Source organism: Clostridium sp. 1001271st1 H5 (genome assembly GCF_005845215.1).
Classification (GTDB): domain Bacteria; phylum Bacillota; class Clostridia; order Lachnospirales; family Lachnospiraceae; genus Enterocloster.
In genome coordinates this window covers 123,724-149,246 of the sequence record NZ_SPHO01000005.1, presented here as the reverse complement: position 1 = coordinate 149,246, position 25,523 = coordinate 123,724, and the positions used below count along the sequence as shown (strand labels likewise).

The following is a 25,523-nucleotide window of genomic DNA, read 5'->3' as shown; positions in this document are numbered from 1 at the left end:
TGTCCAAACCGGATTCATCAATGGTCGGATTTAAGCCCTGCCCCGCACATGGATATAAGCGAGTCCTTTGCCGGCCCGTATAACTCACAGTATCTGCAATACGCTGCATAGGAAGCGGCTGTTGTATGTTCACAGTAAATGCCCCTGGCCGCCAGAACTGACCTTGCTTCCAGAATCCGGTTCTCTGGCGCGGCAACCACCGGGATATCATATTTGTAAATGGATTCCAGGATTTCCTCACCCCTCATGGGGACGCCGATGGCAATTCCCTCTGCCAGCGTGGGCTTCACATCCACCTGCTGCACTTCCTTGCTTCTGGTCTCAACCGACTTTATAAACGGCGCGCAGTTCTCACTCTGCACAGCCACAATCCGGGGCATTCTGTCAATGATTCCCCCTTCCAGGAACTCCTCCAGCGCCTTGACCACCCCAATGAATAAGGTGCCGTTTCCCAGAGGGACAAAGAGATGCTCCGGTATCCGGTGAAGCTGCTCGTAAACCTCATAAATATAAGTTTTTGTGCCTTCATAGAAAAATGGGTTGTACACATGATTGGCATAATATTTCCCCTCTTCCCTCACTTTGGCCCGGCACACATCCGCGCAGCGGTCCCTTGTACCCGGAACAATATGGACCATTGCACCATGGGATTTTATCATGTCAATCTTCTTGGGCGATGTGCCTTCAGGCACAAATATCTCGCATCCGATGCCTGCCTTTGCACAGTAGGCCGCCACACTGTTTCCCGCATTGCCGCTGCTGTCCTGTACCACAAAATCCACACCTATGGATTTACAGTGGGCCGCCAGGACCGCTGCTCCCCTGTCCTTAAAGGATAGGGTGGGCATGAAATAATCCATCTTAAGCAGAACATCCTCAGAGAACCGGATAACCGGAGTCATGCCTTCTCCAAGGGTAATCTCCTTCCAGCTCTCATCTGACAGCGGCATGAATGCACGGTATCGGAATATTCCCCAGGTGTCCCGGTCTATCAGCTCCTGCCTGAACACCGGCGCCTTATAGTCCAGTTTCCACAGCCCTCCGCATCCGCAGGCCGGTTTTCTGGTATTTACCGTTTCCTTTTTTCCGCATTTTGAACAGATGTAGTCCATACGCCCTCCTTCTGCCGGGTCAGTCTCTATTTCCGCCTTGCAGGCTTATATCTTATGGTATCAGTACAGCTGCCTGCCTTGCGGGTTCGGTCTCCCTGTTGTTCTCATTTCATTTTTATATCATTTTATATACTATATAATGGATATGCTGTCAATATTTTTTTATGGATTCATATATTATTTTATATATTCCGTTTTTATCCCGGACTATGCGGCATCTAAAAAAAACATAAGTAAAATATACGATAAAATACATAATAAAAGTCAACCCTGTTCATATCTTATTCATACATTAGTGCTATATTTAATTTATAAAGCATAATGCTTTTCATACAACTTTTCTCATACGAAATGGGCCGGCAGGAAACTGCCGGCCCATTTGTGTGCCAAACTGAATTTTCTAATTATACATCCTTAAGTTTAAAACGTTCAACCAGATATCTCAAAATCTGTGCCTGGGAAGATAACTCTTCGCTGGCAGCCGCGCTTTCCTCTGCAGTTGCGGAATTCGTCTGGACCACATCCGAAATCACCTCAATGCTCTCTGTAATCTGACGGATGGCTTCAGACTGCCCCGCCGAGTCCTCCGCAATATTATTTAAGGATTCCGTAACACGTCCCACCCCATTGACGACCTCTGACAGGGATACCGCGGTCTTATTGGCTATATCCTTTCCATTTTCCACTGTCCGCAGGGAGTTTTCTATCAAGGCAGCCGTACTCTTGGATGCAGCAGAAGATTTATTGGCCAGGCTGCGTACCTCACCGGCCACAACGGAAAAGCCCTTTCCCTGCTCACCTGCCCGTGCTGCCTCCACTGCCGCATTCAGCGCAAGAATATTGGTCTGAAATGCAATATCTTCTATGGTTCTGATGATTTTGGAGATTTCATTGGCCTCTTTATTGATTTCTGCCATTGCCTCCAGCATGTCCCCCATGCATTCACTGCTCTCCTCTGCCTTTAGCCGGACCATACGGGAATCAGCGCTGGCCTGCTGTGCATTTTTTGTGTTTCTGTCAACCTGATTTGATATCTCCATAATGGTACTGGAAAGCTCTTCTGCGGACGCTGCCTGCTGCGTGGTCCCCTGGGCCAGGGTCTGCGCCCCCATGGATACCTGTTCAGAGCCGGATGCCACCTCCGCTGCCGACTGGTTGATTTGAGACAGGGTATCGCTTAAACCGCTGTTAATTTTTTGTATGGACATCAGCAGCTGGTTCAATTCTCCTACATAACATTCTCTCTTACTGCTGTGCACATTGAAATTCCCATTGGATATTTCAGTTAAAAGATACGCCTCATCCTGAATCACATCCTGCCACATGGCCACCATGCTGCGCATGTCCTGGGCAAGCATTCCCAGTTCATCCTCCGATATATAACCAATCCGCACATCGGACAGACTGCCCTGTGCCAGACTTCGGGCAGCCTGTTCCAGTTCCTTGACCGGTCCGGTGATTCCCCGTACGATGTAGACACCGAAAACAGCACTGATTACCACGCCTGCAATTCCAAGTATGGCCATGGTAATGATTGAATTCATATACCTGGACCTCAGACCGTCCACAAGGCTTTCTCCCTTGGCATTTCCATTCTCAATCAAATGGTTCAGCTCTGTCTGCGCTTCTTTAATTGCGAAGATGTTGTTGTTCTCCATATACTCTGCTGCTTCAGCTTTTTTATTCTGCCCTGCCAGGGCCAATACCTGTTCGCGCATGGGCTCAAGCCTGGCAAGAGCTGCCTTCAGACGGACTACAATCTGGGTGTCTCCCATAAAATGGCCCTCAATCACCGGCAGCTGTTCCTTAATAGCCGAATCAGCATCCTTGGCACTGGCAATTGCCTCGTCCACGATTTCCGGATTGGTGTTTGAGATGGCACGGTATACAGACTTCTGCATCTTCTCGAAATTTGAATTAATAATATTGGCGCTGCTGTTAACCGTAAAGGGGCCGTCATAAAATGTTTCAATCTGCCTCCCCAGTCTTACTAAATCCACAATGCTCACAATACATCCTGCCAGAAGAATGGCCAGGACCAAGGAATAAGAAATAAACAGCTTTTTTCCCACCTTAAAATTTTTCATCGCACCCGGACCCCCGAATTCTTTATAGTTTCACATCAGCCCCGCCAGAAGCGTATCTGAATTCTGATATATATGTGGGCAATGTTTTGTTAAAAGGATTATAGCACGATTTCTTTCCATAAACAACTGCAGATAATAAAAGCGCTGGTTCATTTTTAAAATGAATCAACGCATTTATAAACCTGTATTTTCAGACTGTTTTGTCTAATGCCGGAGTCATTGTAGTTGCATAAACTGCATTATCCGGTCCAAAGTGCTGCAGGATTACCATGGGTTCCGAAACGCTGTTGTTTACAATCTTAATTCCCTTATTCGCGCTGTTTTTACTCACAAAAAACTCATCTGCTGTCAGGTCCCCTGCGCGCATCATGTTCACTGCTTCTGCATTATATGCACCGAACAGTCCAAATCCCTGTATCACCACGCATCCATATGCGGCCTCATCCACTAAGGTAACAGTCGATTTAGGGGCAATGGAAACTTCCTTTGCAGCCAGATAATCATTTCCATAACATATCCATTTTTCCGTAAGATTCTTGTCTTTATAAGGAAGAGGGCATGGCGGTCTGAAATAATGCGCCTTAAAATCCGGGTCAAAGTTCTTATCCCAATCAACCGCATTCATGATATAATCCACTTTATTTTCCTCTTCCGGCGGGCAAATATCACTGAGATAATCCGTGGAATATACTTCCCCGCACACAACATTTTCAAATACACAATTCAAATCAGTTCCCCATTGCGGTTCGTATGTAAGCAGCGACCCAGGTGCATGCAAAACGCCTGCAGGAATATACCAGCCCGTACCGAGTTCCAGGTCATAAGCTTTTGATAAAGAAGTTATATGTGTGTCATAATCTCCGAAATGCTCTATTCTGCTGCGTATTTCCTCCTTCGTAACGTCAGGGTTAAACCCAAAATAAGTAGAGGGGCGGGCGCCTGCGTGACTGTTTAGCTGCGGCGGAAAATAGTAGCATTCGGGTTTTGCCGAACAGCCAACCCGTTCAGCTACAACGGCGCCGGGATGGAAATGGAAAAACAGGGGATTCCCATAATCAAAAAACTTTGCAAATACCGGCCAGGTCCCATACGTATCTTGAAGTCTGTTTCCAATCAATTCCTCCTTTAATTCGCTTACTGCATCCGCAAACAATATCTGTTCCCCATCAAATCCAAGTACATAGCTTAATCCCTCGTCTTCTCGCTCCGGATTATGATTGCGAGCCTTATTAATGGAACAAAACCATCGTTCCATGATTGCCCCTGCCTTCATTCCGTAATAATAATAGTCATCCGGATGCAGTTTTAACCGCTTTCCAGGTGAATTGAAATTTTTTGATACAAAGGCAGGTACCATCCGGAACACTCCCTCACCTTCTTCAAATATTTTTCTTATGGCGATGTTCATTGTCCAACTCCTTTTTTTAACTGCTCCAAACCAGCCGGCCCAGATGAATCAAACACGACTTAAGTCATCGTCCTTCATACACAGATGGACTGCTCCCAATTGAAAAGTCTGCGGCAGTGCCAGTATACTGGGGTTGGGTCCCACATACTTTTTCATTGCGTCAGCCAAAGCTTCCTCAAATGTAGCCCGTGTCTTAAGTCCCATCCCCCTGGCAATTCCGGGCTCCTGGGCACCTACAATATAAATAGCAGATGTATTCATCTCTGCAATATGTCCGCAGGACATCATTGAAAATCCGTGGAATGGATGAAATGCATTACAGAACCGATATTTCCGTATATACTCCTCGCTGGTGGCAAAATATTCACCGTAACGATTCATATCCGGCAGTACATTCATATAATCATGCTGAAACATCTCATATAGTTCCCGTAAATAAGGCCAGCGCTCATCATGGAAGTAGCCGTTGCAGATTGATGAACATATAATGACACAGTTGTCCTTCATGACACGTTTGTGGCGGATTACCTGGGCGCTGATTGCCTGCATCATCTGAATGGGATTGCTTCCCATGCCGTTTCCATAATGAAAATCCAATGGCATTCCAAAGAGCATAACATCATATTTTTCCTTTGCAAACGGCACATACGTACGTTTATTGGCCATAATCCACGATTTTGGCTGCATGATAGCCGCATACCCGGAATTAATTTCAATCTGCCGGGACCATGTGTCCAACACTGCATCACAGCAGAAAAACGGATGCCCCATCTCCTGTTCCATCAGCATACCTATCTCGTCAAACTTAGTGCGCATCAGGGAATGGCCCGACACAGGCGTGAAATCAGACCGGTGCATAACATCCGGCACATGGTGAGAGGCAATACTTCTCCAGTGTGTAATGCCGGTGGCGCAATGCTTATAACCGCCGGAATATCCTCCATAGGGATTTCCCTGGGTATGCCCGATAAGGATGGGAATGTCACACTCAAATACATATCTGTTCATTAGTACACGGTCGCCGCGCGCTGTATAACCCAAATCTGCCAGATGTTCATAGTCCTCAGAATCATGACTTGTAATCTGATGTGTATAATAGAATTCATTAAATAGCTGTTCTCCCAGGATTTTCTGCATCTCAGGCACAGTGGTACGTGGATGCAGCCCATTGGAAAACAGAAGCAGTATATCCTTTTTCTCCACACCGGCTGCATACAGTTCCTCCAATATTACCTGTATTGCCACCTTGCGGTGGGACATTGCCTGACAGCCTCCCTTCACAATGTCCGGAATAACAAACACTGCCGTATTTCCTTTATGTGCTGTTTCCGATAGCGGCTTCATACCCATTGGATTGCGGATGGATTCCCTTGTCCGTTCAATTATCTGCTCCTCTGGTATACAGGGCGGGTCCTTTACTGTGGTACCCGGGATAAATACATCTGTCTTCTCAGGTAATTCAGCGCCCATCCGTCCATTCCCATATTCAAACTCCAGCTTCATTCTGCGACCTCCCTGCAATCGTCTAAAAAACCACGGCCATATCCGGCACTTCGGGCAACATACTCCATCTTATGCTTAACTGCCTCCTTCATCGCGAGACCGCCGGCCGGCATATATTGAATGGGATTAAAAACATCTGGTTTTTCCGCAAAGAATTGCCGGAGAGCCCCTGTTACGCTAAGCCAATTGTCCATATCAGCATAAATCTTGGCCACTCCATGATGCCTGACCTCTGACACGGATTCCTCCGGAGCCATGCTGAGATACTCAACCCTTCCGCCGTACCGGTTGACGCGGCCAGTATAGGCAGCGGGCCTGGAGGCCGCTCCATGAAGAACCAGCGGAATATCCCCCACCGCTGCTTTAATTTTATCTAATAATCCGTATTCTATTTCCAGAGGCTTCCCTGTACGGAGACCACCGTGAGAGGTGCCTGCCGATACGGCCAGGGCATCGCAGCCGGTTTTTCGCACAAATTCCGCAGCCTGATACGGATTTGTATAAACACTGGCAGCCACAAAGCCATCTCCGGGAACATTTCCCAGTTCCGCTTCCACAATAGCCCCATGTATATGGGCATATTCAACTACCTGCTGTGTAATGTAAAGATTTTCATGGTACGGCAGTCCGGAACCATCAAAGGATACTGACTGGAAACCCAAGTCCACTGCGTGTCTGCATGATGTAAGGTCCGGAAGATAATCATGGTGCAGCATAATTGGTACACTGTATTGCCCGGTCACTGCTTTGACAAAAGGAACAAACTCATGGATAGGAGCAAGATTCCCATACGCTGACAATGATATCTGGGCAATCACCGGTGAATCCATTTCCTGTGCCGCCTCAAATATGGCGCGCATGGACTCCAAATCATAAAAGTTAAATGCAGGCAAAATAAAATGATTCTTCCTTGCAAATGCGTATAGTTTTCTTTGATTGGCAACTAAACCCATTTATCTTCCCCTCTCATTCCGCAAATAAATCCGGTTCCAAATCCCGCGCTTTTTGTCACATATCTCATTTTATGAGCGCAGGCTTCCTTCATGGCGCTGCTGGCCAGCGTATTATAATCAAAGGGATTAAACTGGTCGGAATGCTCTGTAAAGAACTTTCGCAATGTGTATGTATACTTCAGGAAATTATCCACATCCATATTGGCCTTAGCCACGCCATAATGCCGGCTTTTCTCAATCGTGGTTTCCAGACACATACTCAGATATTCAACCGTGCCTCCGTAAGCATTTACCTCATCGATATACTCCTTTGGCAGTGAAGCAGCTCCATGCAGTACCAATGGCGTGGCTCCTGCCGCTCTTTTTATCTCTTTCAGAAGAGTAAAGTCCATTTCCAGGGGCCCGTTAGCACGAACTCCTCCATGCGCTGTACCGACCGCAACGGAAAGAGAATCACAGCCTGTACGTTCAATGAACTCTGCTGCTTGTTCCGGATTGGTGTATATGCTCTTGGAATTGAAAATAATATCCTCAAAACCGGGAATACTCCCCAGTTCAGCTTCCACCCATCTTCCATTGGCATGGGCATATTCCACCACTTTTTTTGTCTTTTCCACATTTTCCTCAAAGAGAAGATGAGACCCGTCAAACATGACAGACGGAAATCCCATGTCAACAGCCTCCATGCAGTCTTCTATCTTCTGCATGTGGTCATGGTTCAACAGAACCGGGGCCTCTGCATCCGCAAGATAGTCCTTTATGTATGAAACAAATTTTCCCAAAGGATGCACTTTGTTATGCATGGCCATGCAGACCTGTAAAACCACAGGTGAATCCTCCTCCTCCGCTGCCATGACAATGGCCCGCATGGATTCTATATCAAAACAATTAAATGCCGGAATGATGTATTCATGACTCACAGCATGCTGATAAAGCTCTCTCTGATTTAATACAAGTGCCATTATTCTCTCCTTATCTGATTTTTAATTTGATTCTGAATAAACAATATCGCAGGCAGATTTTATCACATCAAATCTGACATAATTTTCCACTGGCACGGGTTCTGCCAGTCTTCCGCTGTTTAGAAATGCTGTCTGGGCATTCTCATAAAAAGCTTTCAGGGAGTCGTCCTTAACATGCGTATTTACCTCCTTGCCCGGCAGCCACATACACTCCTCAGTCAACGTGAGAAATGTATCCTTGTCCCCCTGGCACTGTTTTGCAACCGCCTCTGCAATGTCCTCTATGTGCTCCGAGCGGTAGTCCGCCGCCTCCAGCAGTGCGCAGGAAATCCGTACCAGCAGCTCCGGATTCTCTTTTGCAAACTCAGATGTGCATATCTCACTGTTCATCAGCACCCTCTCATCAAGATAATCACGGTCTTCACACAGCTGGATAAAATCATCCCCCAGCTGCGCCTTAATAGTGCTGGTATAAGGCTGCGATGAGGCAGCCGCATCCACCTGACCGGATGCCATGGCTGTGACCATGCCGGAGACATCAAAATTCACTGCCTCAATATCATCCATTGTCATATCAGCCTTTGACAGTGCAAGCACCAGCAGCTCCTCTGAGGATGTGCCCGACACATAAGCAACGGACTTTCCCCGCAAATCCTCCAGCCCGGAAATATCCCTGGTTTTATTGGCGACAATGGCGCTGGAAAGACCGATTGCATCCGGATAGAATACAACAGCGCTGCCCTCTGCGCATAGCGCATGGGCCCCGTGGCCAATCATGGCAAAATCAATGTCACCGGATGCCATTGCAGCAATTTCCGCTGTTCCATCTCCGAATTCAACCAATTCAACATCTAAACCGTACGTATCAAAAAAGCCGAATTCCTTGGCTGTCACTAACAGCGAAGCTCCGCCCATGTTCGGCATATACGCTGCCCTGAGACTGACTGTTTCATAAACAGTATCATTTCCTTCTGTATTTTCCGCGGGCTGTGATTCAGTGGTTTGGGCTGTACTGGCTGCGGGAGCAGCAGATTCTGTGCTGCCCTTTCCTCCGCAGGCCGTCATACTCAAAACAAGTGCTGACATACAAACTAATCTGGCCATTTTTTTCATAAACTTGAACCTCCTTCTATTTTGACGGTTATTGTTTCATGGCTGCTGTTTCACAGCTGGGTCATTTTCGCATTGCCATGTATTCCTCATAAACCTCATCCCATATGTGGTTTTTAATTTCCATGAATTCTTTTGATATTCTCATCTTTTGGTCCCTGGGATACGGCAGGTTTACGTCCACAATTTCCCGGATTCTGCCGGGACGGGCGCTCATGATGATGATTCTCTGAGCCAGTGCAACTGCCTCCTCCACATCATGGGTAATAAAAAATACAGTTCTCTTTTCCTGACTCCATGTATGGGTAAGCTCACTCTGCAGCTGCGTCTTAGTCTGGGCATCCAGGGCTCCGAACGGCTCGTCCATAAGAAGTACCTGGGGTTTTACCGCGTAAGCCCGGGCTATGGCGACCCTTTGTTTCATTCCCCCTGACAGTTCCTTTGGATAAGAATCCTCAAACTGTTTCAAGTCTACCATCTCAATATACCGGGATGCCTCTGCCGAAGCTTCCTTTCTGCCCATCCCCTGGAGCTTAAGACCGTATTCAACATTTTTCTTTACTGTCAGCCACGGAAACAGCGCATACTGCTGAAAGACAACGCCCCGCTCGGCTCCCGGGCCCTTCACTTCTTTTCCATTTACATATACCTTACCGGAAGTAGGTGCAGACAAGCCTGCGATAAGATTCAGCAGTGTGGATTTACCGCATCCCGACGGACCCACTACGCAGACGAATTCATCCTCTGCAATTTCCAGGTTCACCCCATTTAGGGCAACCACCTCACCTCCACGGGTATCAAAGGTTTTGACAACCGAATCAATCTTTACTTTTGCTGTCCCTGTGTCTCCTGCCATCCGGTCAGCCTCCTTTCCAGGAAATATACTATCCTCTCAAATATGATGCCAATCACACCGATAACCAGGATTCCCAACAGCATAGTCTCCCTGTCATAATAGGATTGGGCTTTTTGTATCATCATGCCAAGTCCTCTGGAAGCCCCTGTAAGTTCAGCAGCAATCAGGGTTGTCAGGGATGAGGATAAGCCCAGTCTTGCGGCCACAAGTATGAACGGGGTGGATGCCGGTATGACCACGGTGAGAAAAATATCCTTACTGCTTGCCCCAAGCACCCTTGCCGCCTTTATCAATGTCACGTCCACATTACAGACACCTTGATATATCGTTACAACCGATACCAGGAAACTGGCAATGACTATCACAATGATTTTAGCTTTTTCCCCCACTCCTGCTCCTAGAATCACAAGGGGTATATAGGCCAGCGGCGGAATGTTTCTTATAAACTGTACCCATGGAGCAAACAGATTTCTGACCGGACCATACCATCCCATAAGGAATGCAACTGGGATAGAACATGTAAATCCAATGGTAAATCCCACAATGACGCGGAACAGGCTGCTTCCCACGTGAGGCCATAACGTGCCGTCCGCTATTTTTTCAATCAGTTTTCTGAATACTGCCGCTGGTCTTGCCATTACAATACTACCCCCCGAAGTCATTGCCACAGCCTGCCAGACCAGCAGGAACAGTGTGACTGATACAGCGCACCATATCAGTTTTGAACTATCCTTCTTTTTCATAGGCTCCTTCCTTCTCCGTTGATTTTTGTAACATTTGTTGAAATTAGTGCACTTTTTTGTTGAAATTTATTACATTTTTAGTATATCACTTTACTTTTCATTTGTGTAGAGATATAATTATTATACTAAACATACTATTTTTCATATGTTATTTGTCACATGTTGTTTATTTCATGTTATCCGTCTTATATTATTAATCTCAATTGGTGGTGTGTGAAATGACATTGAAGCATTTAAAGATTTTTCTGACTGTCTGCCGTGAGAACTCCATTACCAAGGCAGCCCAAAAACTATATACATCGCAGCCCGCAGTCAGTCTGGCCATCCGTGAAATGGAAGATTATTATGGTGTGAAGTTATTTGACCGCATATCACACCGCTTATATCTGACTGCCCCCGGCTGTGTCATGCGGGATTATGCGGACAGTATTCTTCATCAGTTTGAAGAGATGGAGCAGGTCATACTACAGCAGACGGCCCGTGAAACGTTAAAAATAGGGAACAGTGTTGGCAGTATTCTGTTTACAACACTTATGAAAGGATTTGAGGAGACATTTCCAAACATACAGCCCAATGTAATTACAGACCACACCTCTACTGTTATCAGACTGGTCATCAACAATGAATTTGATATTGGAACCATAGAGGGCATCACCACCTTTCCGGAATTAGAATGCGTACCGTTTGCCCAGGACAACATGGTCATCATCGCAGCGCCCTCCCATTCATTAAAAAATCAAAAAAACCTGCACCTGTCTGATTTGATTGACGAACGTTTTTTACTGCGGGAGCAATTCAGCGGCGCCCGCATGGTGGTAGATAATGTGTTTCAGTCACACGGACTGAACATTCAGCCTTATTGGGAAAGCTCTGCATCCCAGGTCATTATTGACGCGGTCTGCATCGGTATCGGCATATCGGTACTTCCCTATTCCCTTGTCTCCTCCTATATCAATGCCGGTACACTGATAATGCTGGATATCTGCGATGCGAAATTTGAACGGCCATTTTCAATCATCTACAGAAGGAATAAGTACCAGACGCATGCATTTAAAGCATTTTATGCATACTTTCTATCTGAAGCAGAAAGAGCAGAGAAATTATCTTACTCCCTCTATTCGCCAGTCTGAACCGGCGAAAACCATAAGAATAATTTTTAAGCAAATGAAAGAAGGGCTCCTGAATAGTCACATCTATTCAGTGCCCTTCTATTCCCTCATTGTAATTAAATCCAGAGAATCAAATCAACCCCCAATTCCCCTGGCAAGCAGTCAAAATCAAAGCGCAGTCCCTTTTTTTGGCATAAACAGGCCCTCCATATCCACCCCTTCATGCTTCAGCAGCCATATTTTTTTATCGATGCCTCCAGCATACCCGGTCAGGCTGCCGGTGGTGCCAACCACCCTGTGGCACGGTATAATGATGGAAATGGGATTATGGCCCACTGCTCCGCCCACTGCCTGTGCAGACATGGTTTCCCTGTTCATTTTCTCTGCCATCTTCCTTGCAATGCCGCCGTATGTAGCCAGCTGACCATAGGAAATCTGACATAACATTTCCCATACGCCCTGCCGGAACGCTCCGCCTATGGGAGCCAGCCGCAGTTCCGATGCGCAGGGCCTCTTACCTGCAAAATAACGGTCCAGCCAATCCTCTGTATGTTTAAATATATCCAGTCCCCTGTCCTCCGTCATCTCTTCTTTTACCGTACCGGCAAAATATTTCTGGCCTTCCAGCCACAACCCAATCAGGTTTTCTCCGTCCGCAGCCAGCTTAATCCGGCCAACCGGCGATGCGTAATCTGTTGTATAGTACATATTATACCCCCTCTGTTCTCCCTGCCTGTCCAGGAAGGGCTTACTCCCCGTTTACTCCGCAATATGCATGGTGAGAGGCATCATCAGATGTCTAATCATCAGCTTGTATGCCATGTCCCCGTCCCCTGATTTCAGGCAGGAAAAAAACTCCCGGTGTTCCTTAAGCGTATCCTCTGTCCTCCCCGGCACGGACAAGGCGCCCTTTGTGGTGAGATGGATAAGATACATCAGACGCTGGAACATCTACCGGAACTCACGGTTATCCACATAATTTACCAGCGCCAGATGGAACTGGTGGTCATACTCTATGAACTGTTCCAGGCCCGCGCTGCTGCAGCTTCCGCTCTCCAGATTCTCCCGGCTGGGTCCGTTCCTGCTGCCAAGGGCCTTTTCCTGTTTATCCAGCAGCCGCTCCAGGGTCACCAGCAGTTTCTGTCCCTTCTTTGTATTGGTCTGCGAAGCCACCATATGGATGCAGAACCCTTCGATTGCACAGCGAATCTGGATGCTCTCCTCCATGTCCTGCTCATTGAGCTTTCTCAGCATGAAACCCTTGCTGGGCACCACCGTAATATAGCCGTCCTGGCTCAGACACTGGATAGCCTCCCGCATGGGCGTTCTGGATATCCCGATTTCCGCCGACATGCGCGTCTCCGAATACAGCACATCCGGGTCCAGCCTGCCGGACAGTATCATCTCTTTCAAATAATCATATGCCTGTATCTGCAATGGACTCTTACTGACCATGACTGTCTCCTCCTCCTGCATCTGGTACACACCCTGCAGTCTTTATTTTCACGTCTGTTCCAGAGCGTGTTTTCACGTCTAATCATACCCTAAAAAAATTTACCCGTCAACAACCAGGCACCGGATAACAGGATGTCTCATAAAGGAGAAAGTACAGGGTCAGCTCTGCATTCTCCTCATCCCTGAATATAAACAGGGTTACCGGGAAGGATACGAAAAAGGCAAATCCCACAAACGCCCAAACAATATTCATGGCGTTGATTCCCTCAGGGTCAATGAAGGTTGCCATGGACGCAAGGCCGGGGCCCACAATTGTATACGCTCATACAACGGTAAATCCAATGCTGAGTCCTGAGAGCAGCGCGCCAACAACGGACAGGGCCACAAAAGAATTGACCTTCAAACGCTTGGAGGCAGAAACTGCCACCATCAGCGGCAGGAAGTATGCGGAATCAATGATTACCACATCCCCCTCCTGCACCCTTCCTTTGGCCGCCTGCTCCAAATCCTCTGCCGTAATGTGGCTGCCGGGCGAAACCATCTCTCCAAAATCCAGATACACGCCTCTTCCTAAAAAGTTGGTGAGAGGCAGCTCCGCCACACTTGGCCAGTCATCGCTGTGATGATACGGACACTCGCAGTGCGTCCCCAGATGGCTGGTCAAATCCACGATTCTTAAGTTCCCCATTTCATAAACACACATCTTCGTGACCTCCTGGTTTTAATGGCTTTCTTTTCTTGTTGAAACCAGTATTCCAGTATACCGGTATACCATCAAGGGGTTTGGGCAAAATAAAAAATCCCCTGATTAAGGAATCTAATAATCAAGGGATGCGTATGTCTATTTTATATCATATTTTTTTAACTTTTTAACCACGGTCGACTGGTCGATGCCCAGTTTATCCGCAATGGCCCGTGTAGTCTTATACATACTGTGGTATTCCTCCAGTATGGACCTTTCCACCTGATTCAGCCGTTCGGTCAGGCTCATATCATTGGTTCCCGTTTCTTCGCTCTCCTCTCTTTTAAAAGCCGGCATCATCTTCCTGATATCTGTTTCCGAAATTGTATCGTGAAACGTGCTGACCACAAGGCGTTCAATTACATTCTCCATCTCCCGTACATTTCCCGGCCACTCATATCTGCGCAGCAGCTCCGTGGCCTCATAGGTGATATCCTTTGTCATGCCGTAGCGCCCGTTCATTATTTTCAGGAAAAAACGGATGTATTGAATGATATCTTCTTCACGGTCCCTGAGGGCCGGTATATGAATGGGTACCACGCTGATTCTGTAATACAAATCCCCGCGGAATTTTTCCTGCTTAACCAGTTCCTTTAAATCCTTGTTGGCTGCAACAATGATTCTGGCGCTTATCTTTACGGATTTTGTATCGCCCACCCGCATGATTTCCCGTTCCTGAAGGACATGCAGAAGCTTTACCTGCAGATGAAGGGGCAGCTCGGATATCTCATCCAAAAACACGGTACCCTCGCCTGCTGATTCCAGCAGTCCTTTTTTTCCTTCCCTTAAAGCTCCTGTGAACGCTCCCGGAACATATCCGAACAGTTCCGACTCAAGGAGCTCTTCCGGGATGGCTCCGCAGTTGATTTGAATGAAGGGCATCTCCTTATGCAGCGAATTATTGTGGATAAACCGTGCAAACATACTCTTCCCAACGCCAGTCTCCCCCTGCAGAAGTATGGTTGTCTGCAGCGGCGCAATGTGTTCCATGAGGCGGACCACCTCCTGCATTTTAGCGCTGGAGCCAATCAGTATTTCCTGATTTCCATTCTGGTGGCGGAGCTGGTCGCGGACCGTCTTTACCAGCTCCTCCTTGTTCTTCAGCTCTTCCTTTAAATTTTCTATTTCTGTAATATCTTTTGATATATTAATGACCCGTTTAATCTTCCCTTCCCCGTCAAAGATAGGCTTTCCCGTGACAAGGAGCTTTCTATTGCCGGCCGTTGTCTGCGCAAGGGTTACCTCTCTCTTTTTCTCCAGCACAGCAACCGTTACCGACTTGTCAAAAATACCCTTGCGTTCAAAATCATACGCGCTGCTTCCCACAATTTCCTCATTGGGCACTCCGAAATTAAGCCCGCAGGCCTTGCTGGCCCTCAAAAATATACCATTTCCGTCCGCCACCGTAATCTGGTCAAACGCCATCTCAAATATGGCTTCAAGCTCACTGCATATATCCTTATAGTACTGTAAGTCTTTTTCCATTTGTAATAACCTCATCGTGCGATATCATGGCCATGGTTCAGGAATCCAATGAAATTTTATAAGCGCGAAAAAAGACAAAGGGGCGTTTGACCGGCCCTGCCCCTTTCTCTTTTTCCTGTGATTCTATATCTGTCCTTATCTGTCACGGTACATTGTACCAAATGGTTTACCTTTAATCAGTTTTCCATCACCCTTATTTCCAATATAGTTCCCATCCTCTACCACTGTGCTGCCTCTAAGAAATACAGTATCCACCTTACCCTTCTGTTCCATACCTTCGTACGGACTATAGTCAACACCATGCAGGGAATCATTATTGGAAATCACACCCGTGTAATCCGGGTCATAGATAACAATATCCGCATCATATCCTACTTCAATGAATCCTTTGCAGTAATCAAGCCCGTTATTCCTGGCAGGTCTTGATGCATAAATATCTACCAGCTTCTGCCGGGTAATCTTTCCTGTTTCCACACCGTATGTCCAGAGTATGGCCAGACGGTTCTGAAGGCCCGGGGCTCCATTTGGGATATTACGGAAATCATCCTGTCCCATATGCTTCTGGTTTTTAAAGTCAAAGCCGCAGTGGTCCGAGCTTACTGCATTCAGCCATCCGTTATTGATACCCTTCCACAGTTCCTCAAAATGGTCCGGTGTACGGAGTGCAGGGGAACATACGTATTTTGCCCCCTCAAAATTCGGTTTTGCAAGATTGGACTCATCCAGCACCAGATAGTGTGAACAGGTCTCTCCCATCACCGCCATGCCCTTGTCGTACGCCCTTGCTATCTCCTCCAATGCCTCTTTGCAGGTAACATGCACAATATATAAGGGCGCGTTCGCCAGCTGCGCCAGGTAAACAGCCCTTCTGGTCGCCTCCGCCTCAACGACCGGAGGCCTGGACAAGACGTGTCCGTACGGCTCCGTGCATCCCTTTGCCACCAGCTCTTTTTGAAGCACGTCAATCATGTCTGCATTCTCAGCATGAACCATGACCGTGACACCGGCCTCTTTTCCCTTTTTTAACGCCTTTAAAATGGCATCATCATCTGCATGGAAGAACATTCCCTTATACGCCATAAATAATTTCATGGTCGGGTAACCTGCATCTGCAAGTCTGGGGATTTCATCAATGACCTCTTCCCTTGGGTCTGTCATGACAATGTGGAAGGAATAATCGGCCATGGCAACATTCTCTGCGTTTTCCCTGCGGTAGTCTTCGATGGAATCAATCAGCCCTTTTCCCTTTACCTGGTTCACAAATTCAATCACGGTTGTGGTTCCGCCTGCAATTGCCGCATTTGATGTCTCGAATCCCCTTACCTTTGTTCCATTGAACTCAAATGAAAAATGTACGTGCTGGTCCACCCCTCCCGGAAGTACAAATTTACCGGAAGCATCGTACACTTCTGCATCTGCACATTCAAGATTTACACCGATATTGGTAATCTTCTCATCTTCAATCAGGATATCCGCCACATATTCATTGGAAGCCGTGACAATTGTTCCGCCTTTAATTACTTTTTTCATGGTAAGCCTTCCGCCCCTTTCTTTATAACGCCAGCCGTTTTACTGTTTCCAGCAAAATGTCCGCTCCTTTTTTGATATCCCCGGCCTCTGTATACTCTTCTACCGTGTGACTCCTGCCATCCACACTTGGCACGAATATCATTCCCACATCCGTTACTTCTGTTATCATGGCTGCATCATGGACCGCGCCGCTGTTCATGCATTTATAGGGATAGCCCTTTTCCACAGTCACTTCTTCGATAATTCCCGCAATCCGTTGGGACAGTTGGATGCACTTAGATTTGCCGACTTCAGCAATCTCAATTACCACTCCGGTTTCCGCCTCTATCTTTTTACCCTTTTCCCTGATAAAGGAGATGACACGCTCCATTCCATCCTGATGCACATCACGGATATCAACGCTAAACTGCACCTTCTGGGGAATCACATTGGGCTTATTGGGCTGGCATTCAATTTCCCCTATGGTTGCCACCGTTGTATGGTATACATTCCTTTTTACATATTCCTCAATGTCGCAAATCAGCTTTGCGGCAGCTGTCATGGGGTCCCTGCGCATATCCATGGGCGTGGAGCCTGCATGGTCGGAAGAACCATGGATGATGATTCTGTATGTATACATCCCCGCAATTGCCTGAACCACTCCTATGGTAAGCCCCTCTTTGTCCAGCACTGCTCCCTGTTCAATGTGCATTTCAACCATGGCATACACATCCGATGGATTCAAGCGGCATTTTTCAACCTCATCCGGCTGCAGCCCAAATCCCTTGATTACTTCATAAGCAGTTTCTCCGCCCTCGTTCTTCAGCTTTTTCAAATAGTCCTTGCTGCATTTCCCAACCAGAGCCTTGCTTCCCAGCATGGTGGTGCCGAAATTAGAGCCTTCTTCCTCCGCAAATATCACAAGCTCCACCGGGCGTACCGGCCTGATATTATGTTCAAAAAATACATTCAACACCTCCAGGGCTGATATGACCCCCACGATTCCATCGTATTTGCCGCCGTTTCGGACACTGTCTATATGGGAGCCAATCCATACAGGCGCCAGGGAATCATCCATTCCCTGGTACCGGGCCCGTATGTTTCCAATCTGGTCCACATATACATTCAGACTTATCTCCTCGCAGATTTCCCGGATATATGCCCTTGCCTGCTTGTCCAGGGTACTATAGGAATACCTGGTAACCCCGCATCCAGGCGTCTCGTTAAACTTAGCCAACGAATTAATTCTGCTCATGAGTCTGTCCCGTTTCACTTCCATATCCATATCCCTACATCCTTTCCTTAGCTATTGTAACGGCAGTCATTACGCAAAATTATATTCTGTTAAAATACGGTCCCTGCAGAGGGTCTTATCATTGAAATATTCATATAAACTGATTCCCAGATAGGAACCGGAAATATTGGTTACATTCTTATACCCATTTCCCTGAAGATACATCAATGCATAATAGCTGCGCTGGCTTGTGCGGCAATGGAGATACACCGGAATATCCTTGGGAATCTCTGTCATACGCTGGCGCAATTGACTCAGGGGTATATTATGGGCTCCTTTAATGTGGCCCGCATTATATTCTCTTTCCTCCCTGACATCTACGATATAAGCTCCCTCCTCCACAAGACGGCGGACATCGCCCACATGGACCTGACGGTAACGGCCATTCAGGATATTGAGGCCTACAAGGGCTGCAATATTCACAACATCTTTTGCCGTGCTGAACACAGGGGAGTAACACAACTCCAGCTCCTTAAGGTCCTCCAATGTTCCATTCATGGCAATCATTGCCGCAATGACATCAACTCTTTTATCCACCCCTCCTTTTCCAATGGCCTGGGCTCCCAGGATACGGCCTGTGGGAACTTCAAACAAAAGCTTGAAGCACATGTACCTGCTGTCCGGCATAAGTCCTGGTTTGTCAGGCGGAAGTACATACGCAAAATCATATGGAATCCCTGCCTGCTTTGCGGCCTTTTCATTTAGTCCTGTACAGGCAGCATTCTGTTCAAACAGCCGCAGACAGCTTGAGCCAATCACACCCTTATTCACACACGGAATTCCATTTATATGGTCCGCAGCTGCCCTTGCCTGCCTCTGGGCCGGTCCTGCCAGCGCCAGGCGTCCCGGTCTGCGGGTCAGGCTGTTGTATACCTCAATCGCATCCCCCACTGCATAAATATCCGGGTCGCTGGTCTGATAATTATGATTCACTTCAATGGCGCCGGTAATCCCAATTTTCAATCCGGCATCCTCTGCAAGCTTTGTCTCCGGCCTGACTCCGATGGAAAGCACCACCGCCTGGGCCGAGACACATGTATCCCTCCCCCCTTGCCTTACAATCACCTTATCATCTTCAATGGAGGTAACCGTGGAATCCAGCAAAAGCTTCACGCCATGGTCCATCAGCTCTTTATGGAGCATCTGCGCCATGTCGTAATCAAAGGATGCCATGATTTGATTCAGCCCTTCAACCAGGGTGATATCCTTTCCGGCCTCTTTTAAATTCTCCACAACCTCAACACCGATAAAGCCTCCTCCGGCCACAACAACTTCCTTCACATCCTCACGCTGAATGAATGCATTCAGCGCGCGGACATCGGTAACATTGCGCACCGTAAATACATGCGGTTTATCCACCCCTTCTATGCTCCCCGGACGGAGAGGACTGGCCCCCGGAGAGAGTATGAGCTTGTCATAGCTTTCCGTATCAATCCGGCCAGTCTCCCCATCTCTTACACAGATGGTCTTTTCCGCCCGGTTGACGGCAACCACTTCCCTGCCCGTGAAGACATCAATATCATGCTTTTCTTTAAACTCCTTTGGCGTCATCAGCACCAGGGACTCACTATTTTTAATCACTCCGCTTAAATGGTACGGAATACAGCAATTGGAAAAGGATACATGTTCTCCCCTCTCAAAGATGACAATCTCTGCCTGGGCATCAAGCCTCCTGGCGCGGGCTGCAGCCGACGCGCCTCCTGCCACTCCCCCCACAACAACAATCTTTTTTGACATTTATATTCTCCTGTTTTCCTTAAAGACAGATGAAATTAGAAACCAGCAACATTCTTCTTCCATGAGAATCCTGCGATATCATCCGTGGTCAGGTCTAAATACTTACATGCGATTTCCACACCTGCAATAATAGCCTTTGCACAGTGGTCCTTACGCTCCGGGCTGCCCCACCGGTCTAAATTGTCTTTACAGATTTCCCGGCAGAGGGGACTCTCCATGGCCTCTGTAAAATCACTGACCATATTGTTATAACGGCGGTACTCCACATCATACAGCCCATCCGGTTTCTCACCCTTTGGATTTTTACGGCCATGCTTTGCACTGACTGCCATGATGGCTCCTGATAATGCGCCGCAGGTAAGGCCGCTCATGCCCACGCCTCCCCCAAATCCGGCGCACATGGAACAGGTGTGGTAAGGTGCGTCTGTCTCCGGCAGCTCCCCGCTGGCAATAATTGCCTCATAAACACTTTCACAGCAGTTTAACCCGTTATAAAAATTCCAAAGAGCTGCTTCCTTAATTTTTTCTATTTTTTCAATTGAGATAGCCATAATAATTTCCTCCGATTTGGTGTTTTAAGTTTATTTGTTTTATCTTACATAAAGAGCAGCAGAACATGATAATAGGCAAATGTAAATGCCAGATATACTGCCAGGCAGGGAATAACCTGACGGACCATGTCGCTGAAATCAACCTTAAAGTAATTGGCTGCAACTACCACGCATACATGTGTGGGGGATAACTGGTTTGATGCCCATGCAAAACAGCCCAGCAGCATAACCAGAGGTACCCCGAAGTTTGGAATTGCCGCAAATGCAAGCGGAGCAACCACTGCTATGATTCCCTGCGCCCCTGTCAGGACACCGCCCACAAAGATGAGCAAAGCAAACATAATATAGGCGGGAATCGGTAATGTCTGGAACGCTGTAATCAGAGATGCCAGCACACCGGCATGTGATAAAAATCCCTGGAAGATGAATATCATCAGCGTGCTGAGAATCATTACCTTATCAAATGCCTTGGGCAGCAGCTGGGCTATTTCCTTTGGCGTGACCTTATAGACAAAGAAGCTGATAAGTAATACGATTCCAATTGAAATTTCGACTGACAATCCAACCCCCATGATTAATACCATAATCAGTACCAATGACCAGATATGTTTGAACAGACTGACTGCTGCATCCTTTTTGCTGACAGTAATCTCAATGCCGGTTTTAGTAGGAAGCTTTCTGAGGAAAATAAAGTATCCCACCACAAACAATATGGTAACCGGCGGAAGCATTGCAATTACAAAACTGGATATCGGCAGTCCTGAAAATCCGCATAACAGCAGGATAACAGGGTATGTAGGGAGAAAAGATTCCGGTATATGGCGGAAATAGGATGTAATGATGGCTTTCTCCTTTGCATTCATGTAATCCCCTGTAGCCTCATTCACGATTTCCCCGCATAAAACCAGGGCGGCAGGCGACGGAAGGAAACCAATGATGATTGGAATTAAAAGTGCATTAACAATCCTGTTGTTAAACAGATTAATCATGTCAACCTGGGCCTTTTGAATCTGCTTGCGTTTATCCAGCAATCTCTGGAGAAATGTAATCAGGTAGATGTCAAGTACAATGGCCATCTTACCCCAGCTGGTCAGAACACCGACAATTACTTCCCCGCATTCCTTGATTGGAATCATGCAGATGACTGCCGTGGCGACAGTACCTACAATAAAAGCCCAGTGCAGCGGTTTTTTCGCCCATATAATTGCCACGATTATGGCGAAAATAACAACCAGTTTGATTAAGTTATAATCCATAAGTGTACCCCCCATAAATTTTTTCACTTTCAGTGATTTTGACTGTATCTTATGTTTCGGTTTGTGCACAACCTTTACACAATTAATATAAGCAACTTAGGTGCCAACTTCTCTTTTTTCCGTATTTTTTTAATTTTTTACCCGTTTTTCTTATTTTCTGTTGAAATATGCTTTATTTTCCTTCAATTTTCCATCCTCCGCCCCCTCGAATTTCCAAATTTATCCAGTATTCCCGTCCTCTGTATCCGTAAGCAGCTGCCTATTGATGATTTTTCTCATCAACTTAATGAAAACCATCATCACCTGCTTAAGGCAATCCTCAAAAGCGGAAGCATTGCTGCGATTCATGATTTTCGACAATTATATGCCCCCACTTGTTGATAATAAAGTAATTGTATATAATTGATACTATCATACGGTCATTTGATTTACTAATAGGTATATCGGATACCTTATCTCAAATACAGATAGGATAATGAGCCGTCTGGCTGGGGAGATACAAATGGACATTAAAAATCTCATGTATATTTTAGAGGCAAACAAATGCCATTCCATCAATAAGGCCGCCCAGAACGTATTTATTTCCCAATCGCATCTAAGCAGTATTATCAAAAACGTGGAAACAGAGGTCGGATACAACATTTTTATCCGCACAGCAGCTGGCCTGACCGCCACTGAAGAAGGATTATACTTTTTAGATGCAGCAGAAAAAATCGTGGCAAACTGGCAGTCCATACTGGAAATTCCTGACCGTTCCGGGGACCGGGAATCCCTGTTGGTCTGTTGTACGCCTTCAGCTTCCATTTTCCAATGTTTTCTTAATTATAAAAAAATGTATACGACCCAGAGCCACGATGTCTTTTTAGAGGGAGGATTAAAGAAAGTCATGGGGTATATATTAAATCAGACATGCAGAATAGGAATTCTTATGATGGAAGAAAAACAGATAGATAAATACAGACAGGTTGCAGAGAATTATAAACTGGATTTTTATGTTCTGAGGCTGGGAATTGCCATGGGGGTATATATGGCAAAAAGTCATCCCCTGGCTGCCTCAGAAACAGTCACAAAGGATGACCTGGCTCAATATCCCGTTGTAATAAATATCAACCTGGTCACAGATGACCGGGTTGATTTTTCAGTTCACCCAGCAGGGGCATTGTATGTTTCAGACCGCGGAACCACCTATGAAGCCCTGTTCCGCCACAATTACCTGCTGCCAGGCATAATAAATTCAGCTAACCGGAATATGAAAAGCTGCCTGTGTAGGCCTATTGCGGACGGTGACCATATGGCAGTGTGCTTCATTAAATCGCGGCTCTGCAAACCGAATCAGAGGGAGCAGCAGTTTCTGCTTTACCTGGCAGATGAGATAAAGAAGTTTTAGTAAAAATACTGCCTGGGCCGCAGTATCCCTGAGTCGCCTTACCCCAGCAGCCCCCGCACCATCCCCCCGTCAAACACCACCGCAGGTACATGGTCCACTTCTATCTGATAGAGCGCGTTGGCAGCCATATGCTCCGCGGCCTGTTCCAAATCCCGGATGCCCGTGGTATCCGCGTACTTTTCTATGACCGCGTCAAGGGCATCTGCTGTCACCACACATTCATCTTCATGCAGCCCCATGCGCTTTAAAACCTTTGGCATGGCGTACCTGGAAAATATGATTTTCTTTTCCTCCGGCGTATAGTCCGGAATGTCTATCACCGCGAAACGTGACATAAGGGGCGCGCTGATTTGAGACTTGTCATTGGCAGTTGCAATGGGGTACACGCCGCCGGTGGGAATCATACACTCTATGTAATTGTCCGTAAAACCCAGGTTGTCCAGGAGGGTCAGCAGCACATCGGCAGGATTTCCATTGCCCTTACCTGATGATGCCTTATCCAGTTCATTGATGATAAACACAAGGTTTGATTCTCCCGCCATGGAAAATGCCTCCATGATAATACCAGGTTTCGCGTTTGAATAAATGCGTGAACTGCCGGTAAGCTGTTCCGAATCATTGATGGAGCTCATGTCCAGGGTTGTCCAGGGAAGCTTTAAAATCCTGGCCACCGCATAGGCAATCTGTGACTTTCCGGTGCCTGCCGGACCAACCAGAAGCATACCGTATGCAGGAAGGGTATGGGTACGGTTAATCTGTATGATGGTTTCTATGATTCTCTGTTTGACCCGCTCCATACCGTACAGCTCCTCATCCAGTATCCGGCGGGCCTCCACAGGGTCAATGGACTCAAAATAGTGGTTCTTCCACTGAATGTTCATCATGATGGAAAGGGCGCGCTGCGCGTGGCGCCTCTCCTCCGGGGTCACTTCATGGGAGCGGGCCACAGCCAGGTTCCTGCGGGCCCAAATCCGTATATTGTCCGGCAGCGTCCGACCGGCGCAGTTCATGAAATCAGAGAGACTCTGAAGGCTGGTCAGCTTCATGTCATCCCCGATTTCCTCCTGGTCCTCTTCTGCCAGCTCTGCCTCGGGCGCGCTGCTTGCCAGCAGCCGTTCAATCATAAACTGGAGAAATCCGTCCTCCGCAGACAGCTTGGTGCCGCCGCCAAAGGCCACCTCCCGTATCTTATAGACCGCATACCCGTCCCCGCGGTTCTGGCCGGACAGCCGGACACTGATATGGTTTTCCCCCAGCCAGCGGAGCAGACTGATAAAGCGGGCGTCAACCTGCAGGATATCCGCGCTGACAGTCCCGTCCTCCTCCTTGAATTCAAAAGCCGTCCGCCTGGCCTGATTGGCGAACACCCCGCAGGAATGGTGGTTCCAGGTCCGGCTGCTGTTGTCCAGGACAAGCATGGGCTTCTCCGGGGAAGCAGCGGCCTCACCGGAGTAAAATACACGGTAGGTGCACTGGGGCGCCTCTTCTGTTTTAGGTCTGTCGCTGAAATCAAATACTGGCATAAGAATCCTCCTGATATTGAAAGAGAGAGTCATAACACCTCTGTGCCATATACTCTCTCTTTGTGGCTGATTTACGTGTATGTCCACTGGAAAAGCACGTTTTTTCTAGCCCTATTATATGTAAATCCCTATTTTATGTCAATAGCTGTTTGCGGTGTTTTCCCCCGCAGTTCCCCTGGGAATCATCTTCGGATACCTTTTCCCCGCCGTCCGGCATTTCCTTCTGTGCGGCAATCCGGCAAACCAGACGTTCCGCCATGGCAACGGATGTCAGGGTCACATAAATCTCCAGCGCACTGCTGATGATTCCGGCCGCTGCCAAAAGGAATACGGATACACCCACAATGGCTCCCCACCCATACAGAAAACGCCTGTATGCCCCGGGGGATATCCGGTACCGGGCTCCTATTATCCAAAGCAGATACAAAAGCACCAGCACCGCGGATAAAAATGCAAATATGATATGCAATACAGATTTAAGGGGTAACTCCTCCGGTAGATACGGGGTCGTAATGGCACAGAACAGCAGCACCAGCGCAGCCGGAACCAATCCGGCGCAGATTGGATGCAGCGCAATCCGGGATTTTATGTTCCTGTGTATCATATAAAAATAACTCCCCACCAAAACGCCCCACAGGAAAAACGACTTCTTCCTGTCAAAAAAATTGCCTATAACAGAAAAATTGGTGGTAAACCAGTTATATCCTCTTGTAAATAAAACCGTGTATACAGGAATTAAAA

General features: G+C 47.2%; 22 protein-coding genes and 1 pseudogene. 2 read left to right on the top strand and 21 right to left on the bottom strand.

Going from position 1 to position 25,523, the window contains the following annotated elements; translation table 11 throughout:
• Window positions 1–17: 17 nt before the first annotated feature.
• From FGS84_RS09350 to FGS84_RS09310, 9 genes are all read right to left on the bottom strand, one after another.
• Window positions 18–1,112 carry a threonine synthase gene (locus FGS84_RS09350; RefSeq protein ID WP_138307780.1) on the bottom strand — a complete coding sequence of 365 codons (1,095 nt, stop codon included), beginning with the start codon at window positions 1,110–1,112 and terminating at the stop codon, window positions 18–20.
• 404 nt (window positions 1,113–1,516) lie between these two features.
• Window positions 1,517–3,199, bottom strand: a complete 1,683-nt coding sequence (locus tag FGS84_RS09345) for a methyl-accepting chemotaxis protein (protein WP_138307778.1) — start codon at window positions 3,197–3,199, stop codon at window positions 1,517–1,519.
• 190 nt (window positions 3,200–3,389) lie between these two features.
• The gene (locus tag FGS84_RS09340; RefSeq protein WP_138307776.1) at window positions 3,390–4,607 is read right to left on the bottom strand and encodes a hypothetical protein; all 1,218 of its coding nucleotides are present in this window, start codon (window positions 4,605–4,607) and stop codon (window positions 3,390–3,392) included.
• 48 nt (window positions 4,608–4,655) lie between these two features.
• On the bottom strand, window positions 4,656–6,110 hold the full coding sequence (locus tag FGS84_RS09335; protein WP_138307774.1) for a lactate racemase domain-containing protein: 1,455 nt from the start codon (window positions 6,108–6,110) through the stop codon (window positions 4,656–4,658).
• A complete protein-coding gene (locus FGS84_RS09330) occupies window positions 6,107–7,063 on the bottom strand; it encodes a class II fructose-bisphosphate aldolase (RefSeq protein WP_138307772.1) in 957 nt (318 codons plus the stop codon). Before FGS84_RS09330 ends, FGS84_RS09335 begins: the two co-directional genes overlap by 4 nt.
• Window positions 7,054–8,025: a class II fructose-bisphosphate aldolase gene (locus FGS84_RS09325; RefSeq protein WP_138307769.1), complete on the bottom strand. Its 972-nt coding sequence runs from the start codon at window positions 8,023–8,025 to the stop codon at window positions 7,054–7,056. Before FGS84_RS09325 ends, FGS84_RS09330 begins: the two co-directional genes overlap by 10 nt.
• Window positions 8,026–8,046: 21 nt before the next feature.
• On the bottom strand, window positions 8,047–9,138 hold the full coding sequence (locus FGS84_RS09320; RefSeq protein WP_138307767.1) for an ABC transporter substrate-binding protein: 1,092 nt from the start codon (window positions 9,136–9,138) through the stop codon (window positions 8,047–8,049).
• Window positions 9,139–9,199: 61 nt separating this feature from the next.
• Window positions 9,200–9,991: an ABC transporter ATP-binding protein gene (locus FGS84_RS09315; protein ID WP_138307765.1), complete on the bottom strand. Its 792-nt coding sequence runs from the start codon at window positions 9,989–9,991 to the stop codon at window positions 9,200–9,202.
• Window positions 9,961–10,734, bottom strand: a complete 774-nt coding sequence (locus FGS84_RS09310; RefSeq protein WP_138307763.1) for an ABC transporter permease — start codon at window positions 10,732–10,734, stop codon at window positions 9,961–9,963. The genes FGS84_RS09315 and FGS84_RS09310 overlap by 31 nt, the downstream gene beginning before the upstream one ends.
• Window positions 10,735–10,952: 218 nt before the next feature.
• Here FGS84_RS09310 and FGS84_RS09305 point away from each other — a divergent pair, with 218 nt between their 5' ends.
• Window positions 10,953–11,864, top strand: coding sequence for a LysR family transcriptional regulator (locus tag FGS84_RS09305; protein WP_138307761.1), 912 nt, complete (start codon window positions 10,953–10,955; stop codon window positions 11,862–11,864).
• A gap of 147 nt (window positions 11,865–12,011) precedes the next feature.
• On the opposite strand, the gene FGS84_RS09300 is transcribed toward FGS84_RS09305, so the two are convergent.
• The 10 genes and pseudogenes from FGS84_RS09300 to FGS84_RS09260 form a co-directional block, all read right to left on the bottom strand.
• On the bottom strand, window positions 12,012–12,551 hold the full coding sequence (locus tag FGS84_RS09300; RefSeq protein ID WP_138307759.1) for a methylated-DNA--[protein]-cysteine S-methyltransferase: 540 nt from the start codon (window positions 12,549–12,551) through the stop codon (window positions 12,012–12,014).
• A gap of 51 nt (window positions 12,552–12,602) precedes the next feature.
• Window positions 12,603–13,298: pseudogene (locus FGS84_RS09295) on the bottom strand (GntR family transcriptional regulator).
• Between the two features lie 106 nt (window positions 13,299–13,404).
• On the bottom strand, window positions 13,405–13,587 hold the full coding sequence (locus FGS84_RS30775; RefSeq protein WP_171042581.1) for a hypothetical protein: 183 nt from the start codon (window positions 13,585–13,587) through the stop codon (window positions 13,405–13,407).
• A 33-nt stretch (window positions 13,588–13,620) separates the two neighbouring features.
• Window positions 13,621–14,001 carry a cyclase family protein gene (locus FGS84_RS09290; RefSeq protein WP_138307757.1) on the bottom strand — a complete coding sequence of 127 codons (381 nt, stop codon included), beginning with the start codon at window positions 13,999–14,001 and terminating at the stop codon, window positions 13,621–13,623.
• Window positions 14,002–14,139: 138 nt separating this feature from the next.
• Window positions 14,140–15,525, bottom strand: a complete 1,386-nt coding sequence (locus FGS84_RS09285; RefSeq protein ID WP_171042580.1) for a sigma 54-interacting transcriptional regulator — start codon at window positions 15,523–15,525, stop codon at window positions 14,140–14,142.
• 135 nt (window positions 15,526–15,660) lie between these two features.
• A complete protein-coding gene (hydA, locus tag FGS84_RS09280; RefSeq protein WP_138307754.1) occupies window positions 15,661–17,055 on the bottom strand; it encodes a dihydropyrimidinase in 1,395 nt (464 codons plus the stop codon).
• Window positions 17,056–17,077: 22 nt separating this feature from the next.
• The gene (locus tag FGS84_RS09275) at window positions 17,078–18,319 is read right to left on the bottom strand and encodes a Zn-dependent hydrolase (protein ID WP_207671114.1); all 1,242 of its coding nucleotides are present in this window, start codon (window positions 18,317–18,319) and stop codon (window positions 17,078–17,080) included.
• Window positions 18,320–18,358: 39 nt separating this feature from the next.
• Complete coding sequence (locus tag FGS84_RS09270) at window positions 18,359–20,065, bottom strand: FAD-dependent oxidoreductase (RefSeq protein ID WP_138307752.1); 1,707 nt, start codon at window positions 20,063–20,065, stop codon at window positions 18,359–18,361.
• Window positions 20,066–20,100: 35 nt separating this feature from the next.
• The gene (locus FGS84_RS09265) at window positions 20,101–20,616 is read right to left on the bottom strand and encodes a C-GCAxxG-C-C family protein (RefSeq protein ID WP_138307749.1); all 516 of its coding nucleotides are present in this window, start codon (window positions 20,614–20,616) and stop codon (window positions 20,101–20,103) included.
• 44 nt (window positions 20,617–20,660) lie between these two features.
• The gene (locus FGS84_RS09260; RefSeq protein WP_171042579.1) at window positions 20,661–21,872 is read right to left on the bottom strand and encodes a DUF401 family protein; all 1,212 of its coding nucleotides are present in this window, start codon (window positions 21,870–21,872) and stop codon (window positions 20,661–20,663) included.
• 502 nt (window positions 21,873–22,374) lie between these two features.
• Here FGS84_RS09260 and FGS84_RS09255 point away from each other — a divergent pair.
• Window positions 22,375–23,259: a LysR family transcriptional regulator gene (locus FGS84_RS09255; protein WP_171042578.1), complete on the top strand. Its 885-nt coding sequence runs from the start codon at window positions 22,375–22,377 to the stop codon at window positions 23,257–23,259.
• 38 nt (window positions 23,260–23,297) lie between these two features.
• Here the strand turns inward: FGS84_RS09255 and FGS84_RS09250 are convergent, their stop codons facing one another.
• The gene (locus FGS84_RS09250) at window positions 23,298–24,782 is read right to left on the bottom strand and encodes an AAA family ATPase (protein WP_138307743.1); all 1,485 of its coding nucleotides are present in this window, start codon (window positions 24,780–24,782) and stop codon (window positions 23,298–23,300) included.
• A 133-nt stretch (window positions 24,783–24,915) separates the two neighbouring features.
• A complete protein-coding gene (locus FGS84_RS09245; RefSeq protein WP_243129930.1) occupies window positions 24,916–25,386 on the bottom strand; it encodes a hypothetical protein in 471 nt (156 codons plus the stop codon).
• Window positions 25,387–25,523: the final 137 nt, after the last annotated feature.

Bases quoted from the DNA above. Each gene is read 5' to 3' on its own strand.
- FGS84_RS09265 (WP_138307749.1), bottom strand. From the start codon at position 20,616: ATGGCTATCTCAATTGAAAAAATAGAAAAAATTAAGGAAGCAGCTCTT.
- FGS84_RS09250 (WP_138307743.1), bottom strand. From the start codon at position 24,782: ATGCCAGTATTTGATTTCAGCGACAGACCTAAAACAGAAGAGGCGCCC.
- FGS84_RS09310 (WP_138307763.1), bottom strand. From the start codon at position 10,734: ATGAAAAAGAAGGATAGTTCAAAACTGATATGGTGCGCTGTATCAGTC.
- FGS84_RS09330 (WP_138307772.1), bottom strand. From the start codon at position 7,063: ATGGGTTTAGTTGCCAATCAAAGAAAACTATACGCATTTGCAAGGAAG.
- FGS84_RS09325 (WP_138307769.1), bottom strand. From the start codon at position 8,025: ATGGCACTTGTATTAAATCAGAGAGAGCTTTATCAGCATGCTGTGAGT.
- FGS84_RS09255 (WP_171042578.1), top strand. From the start codon at position 22,375: ATGGACATTAAAAATCTCATGTATATTTTAGAGGCAAACAAATGCCAT.
- FGS84_RS09285 (WP_171042580.1), bottom strand. From the start codon at position 15,525: ATGGAAAAAGACTTACAGTACTATAAGGATATATGCAGTGAGCTTGAA.
- FGS84_RS09305 (WP_138307761.1), top strand. From the start codon at position 10,953: ATGACATTGAAGCATTTAAAGATTTTTCTGACTGTCTGCCGTGAGAAC.
- hydA (WP_138307754.1), bottom strand. From the start codon at position 17,055: ATGAAAAAAGTAATTAAAGGCGGAACAATTGTCACGGCTTCCAATGAA.
- FGS84_RS09290 (WP_138307757.1), bottom strand. From the start codon at position 14,001: ATGTGTGTTTATGAAATGGGGAACTTAAGAATCGTGGATTTGACCAGC.
- FGS84_RS30775 (WP_171042581.1), bottom strand. From the start codon at position 13,587: ATGGCAACCTTCATTGACCCTGAGGGAATCAACGCCATGAATATTGTT.
- FGS84_RS09340 (WP_138307776.1), bottom strand. From the start codon at position 4,607: ATGAACATCGCCATAAGAAAAATATTTGAAGAAGGTGAGGGAGTGTTC.
- FGS84_RS09315 (WP_138307765.1), bottom strand. From the start codon at position 9,991: ATGGCAGGAGACACAGGGACAGCAAAAGTAAAGATTGATTCGGTTGTC.
- FGS84_RS09245 (WP_243129930.1), bottom strand. From the start codon at position 25,386: ATGATACACAGGAACATAAAATCCCGGATTGCGCTGCATCCAATCTGC.
- FGS84_RS09335 (WP_138307774.1), bottom strand. From the start codon at position 6,110: ATGAAGCTGGAGTTTGAATATGGGAATGGACGGATGGGCGCTGAATTA.
- FGS84_RS09320 (WP_138307767.1), bottom strand. From the start codon at position 9,138: ATGAAAAAAATGGCCAGATTAGTTTGTATGTCAGCACTTGTTTTGAGT.
- FGS84_RS09270 (WP_138307752.1), bottom strand. From the start codon at position 20,065: ATGTCAAAAAAGATTGTTGTTGTGGGGGGAGTGGCAGGAGGCGCGTCG.
- FGS84_RS09350 (WP_138307780.1), bottom strand. From the start codon at position 1,112: ATGGACTACATCTGTTCAAAATGCGGAAAAAAGGAAACGGTAAATACC.
- FGS84_RS09260 (WP_171042579.1), bottom strand. From the start codon at position 21,872: ATGGATTATAACTTAATCAAACTGGTTGTTATTTTCGCCATAATCGTG.
- FGS84_RS09275 (WP_207671114.1), bottom strand. From the start codon at position 18,319: ATGGATATGGAAGTGAAACGGGACAGACTCATGAGCAGAATTAATTCG.
- FGS84_RS09345 (WP_138307778.1), bottom strand. From the start codon at position 3,199: ATGAAAAATTTTAAGGTGGGAAAAAAGCTGTTTATTTCTTATTCCTTG.
- FGS84_RS09300 (WP_138307759.1), bottom strand. From the start codon at position 12,551: ATGTACTATACAACAGATTACGCATCGCCGGTTGGCCGGATTAAGCTG.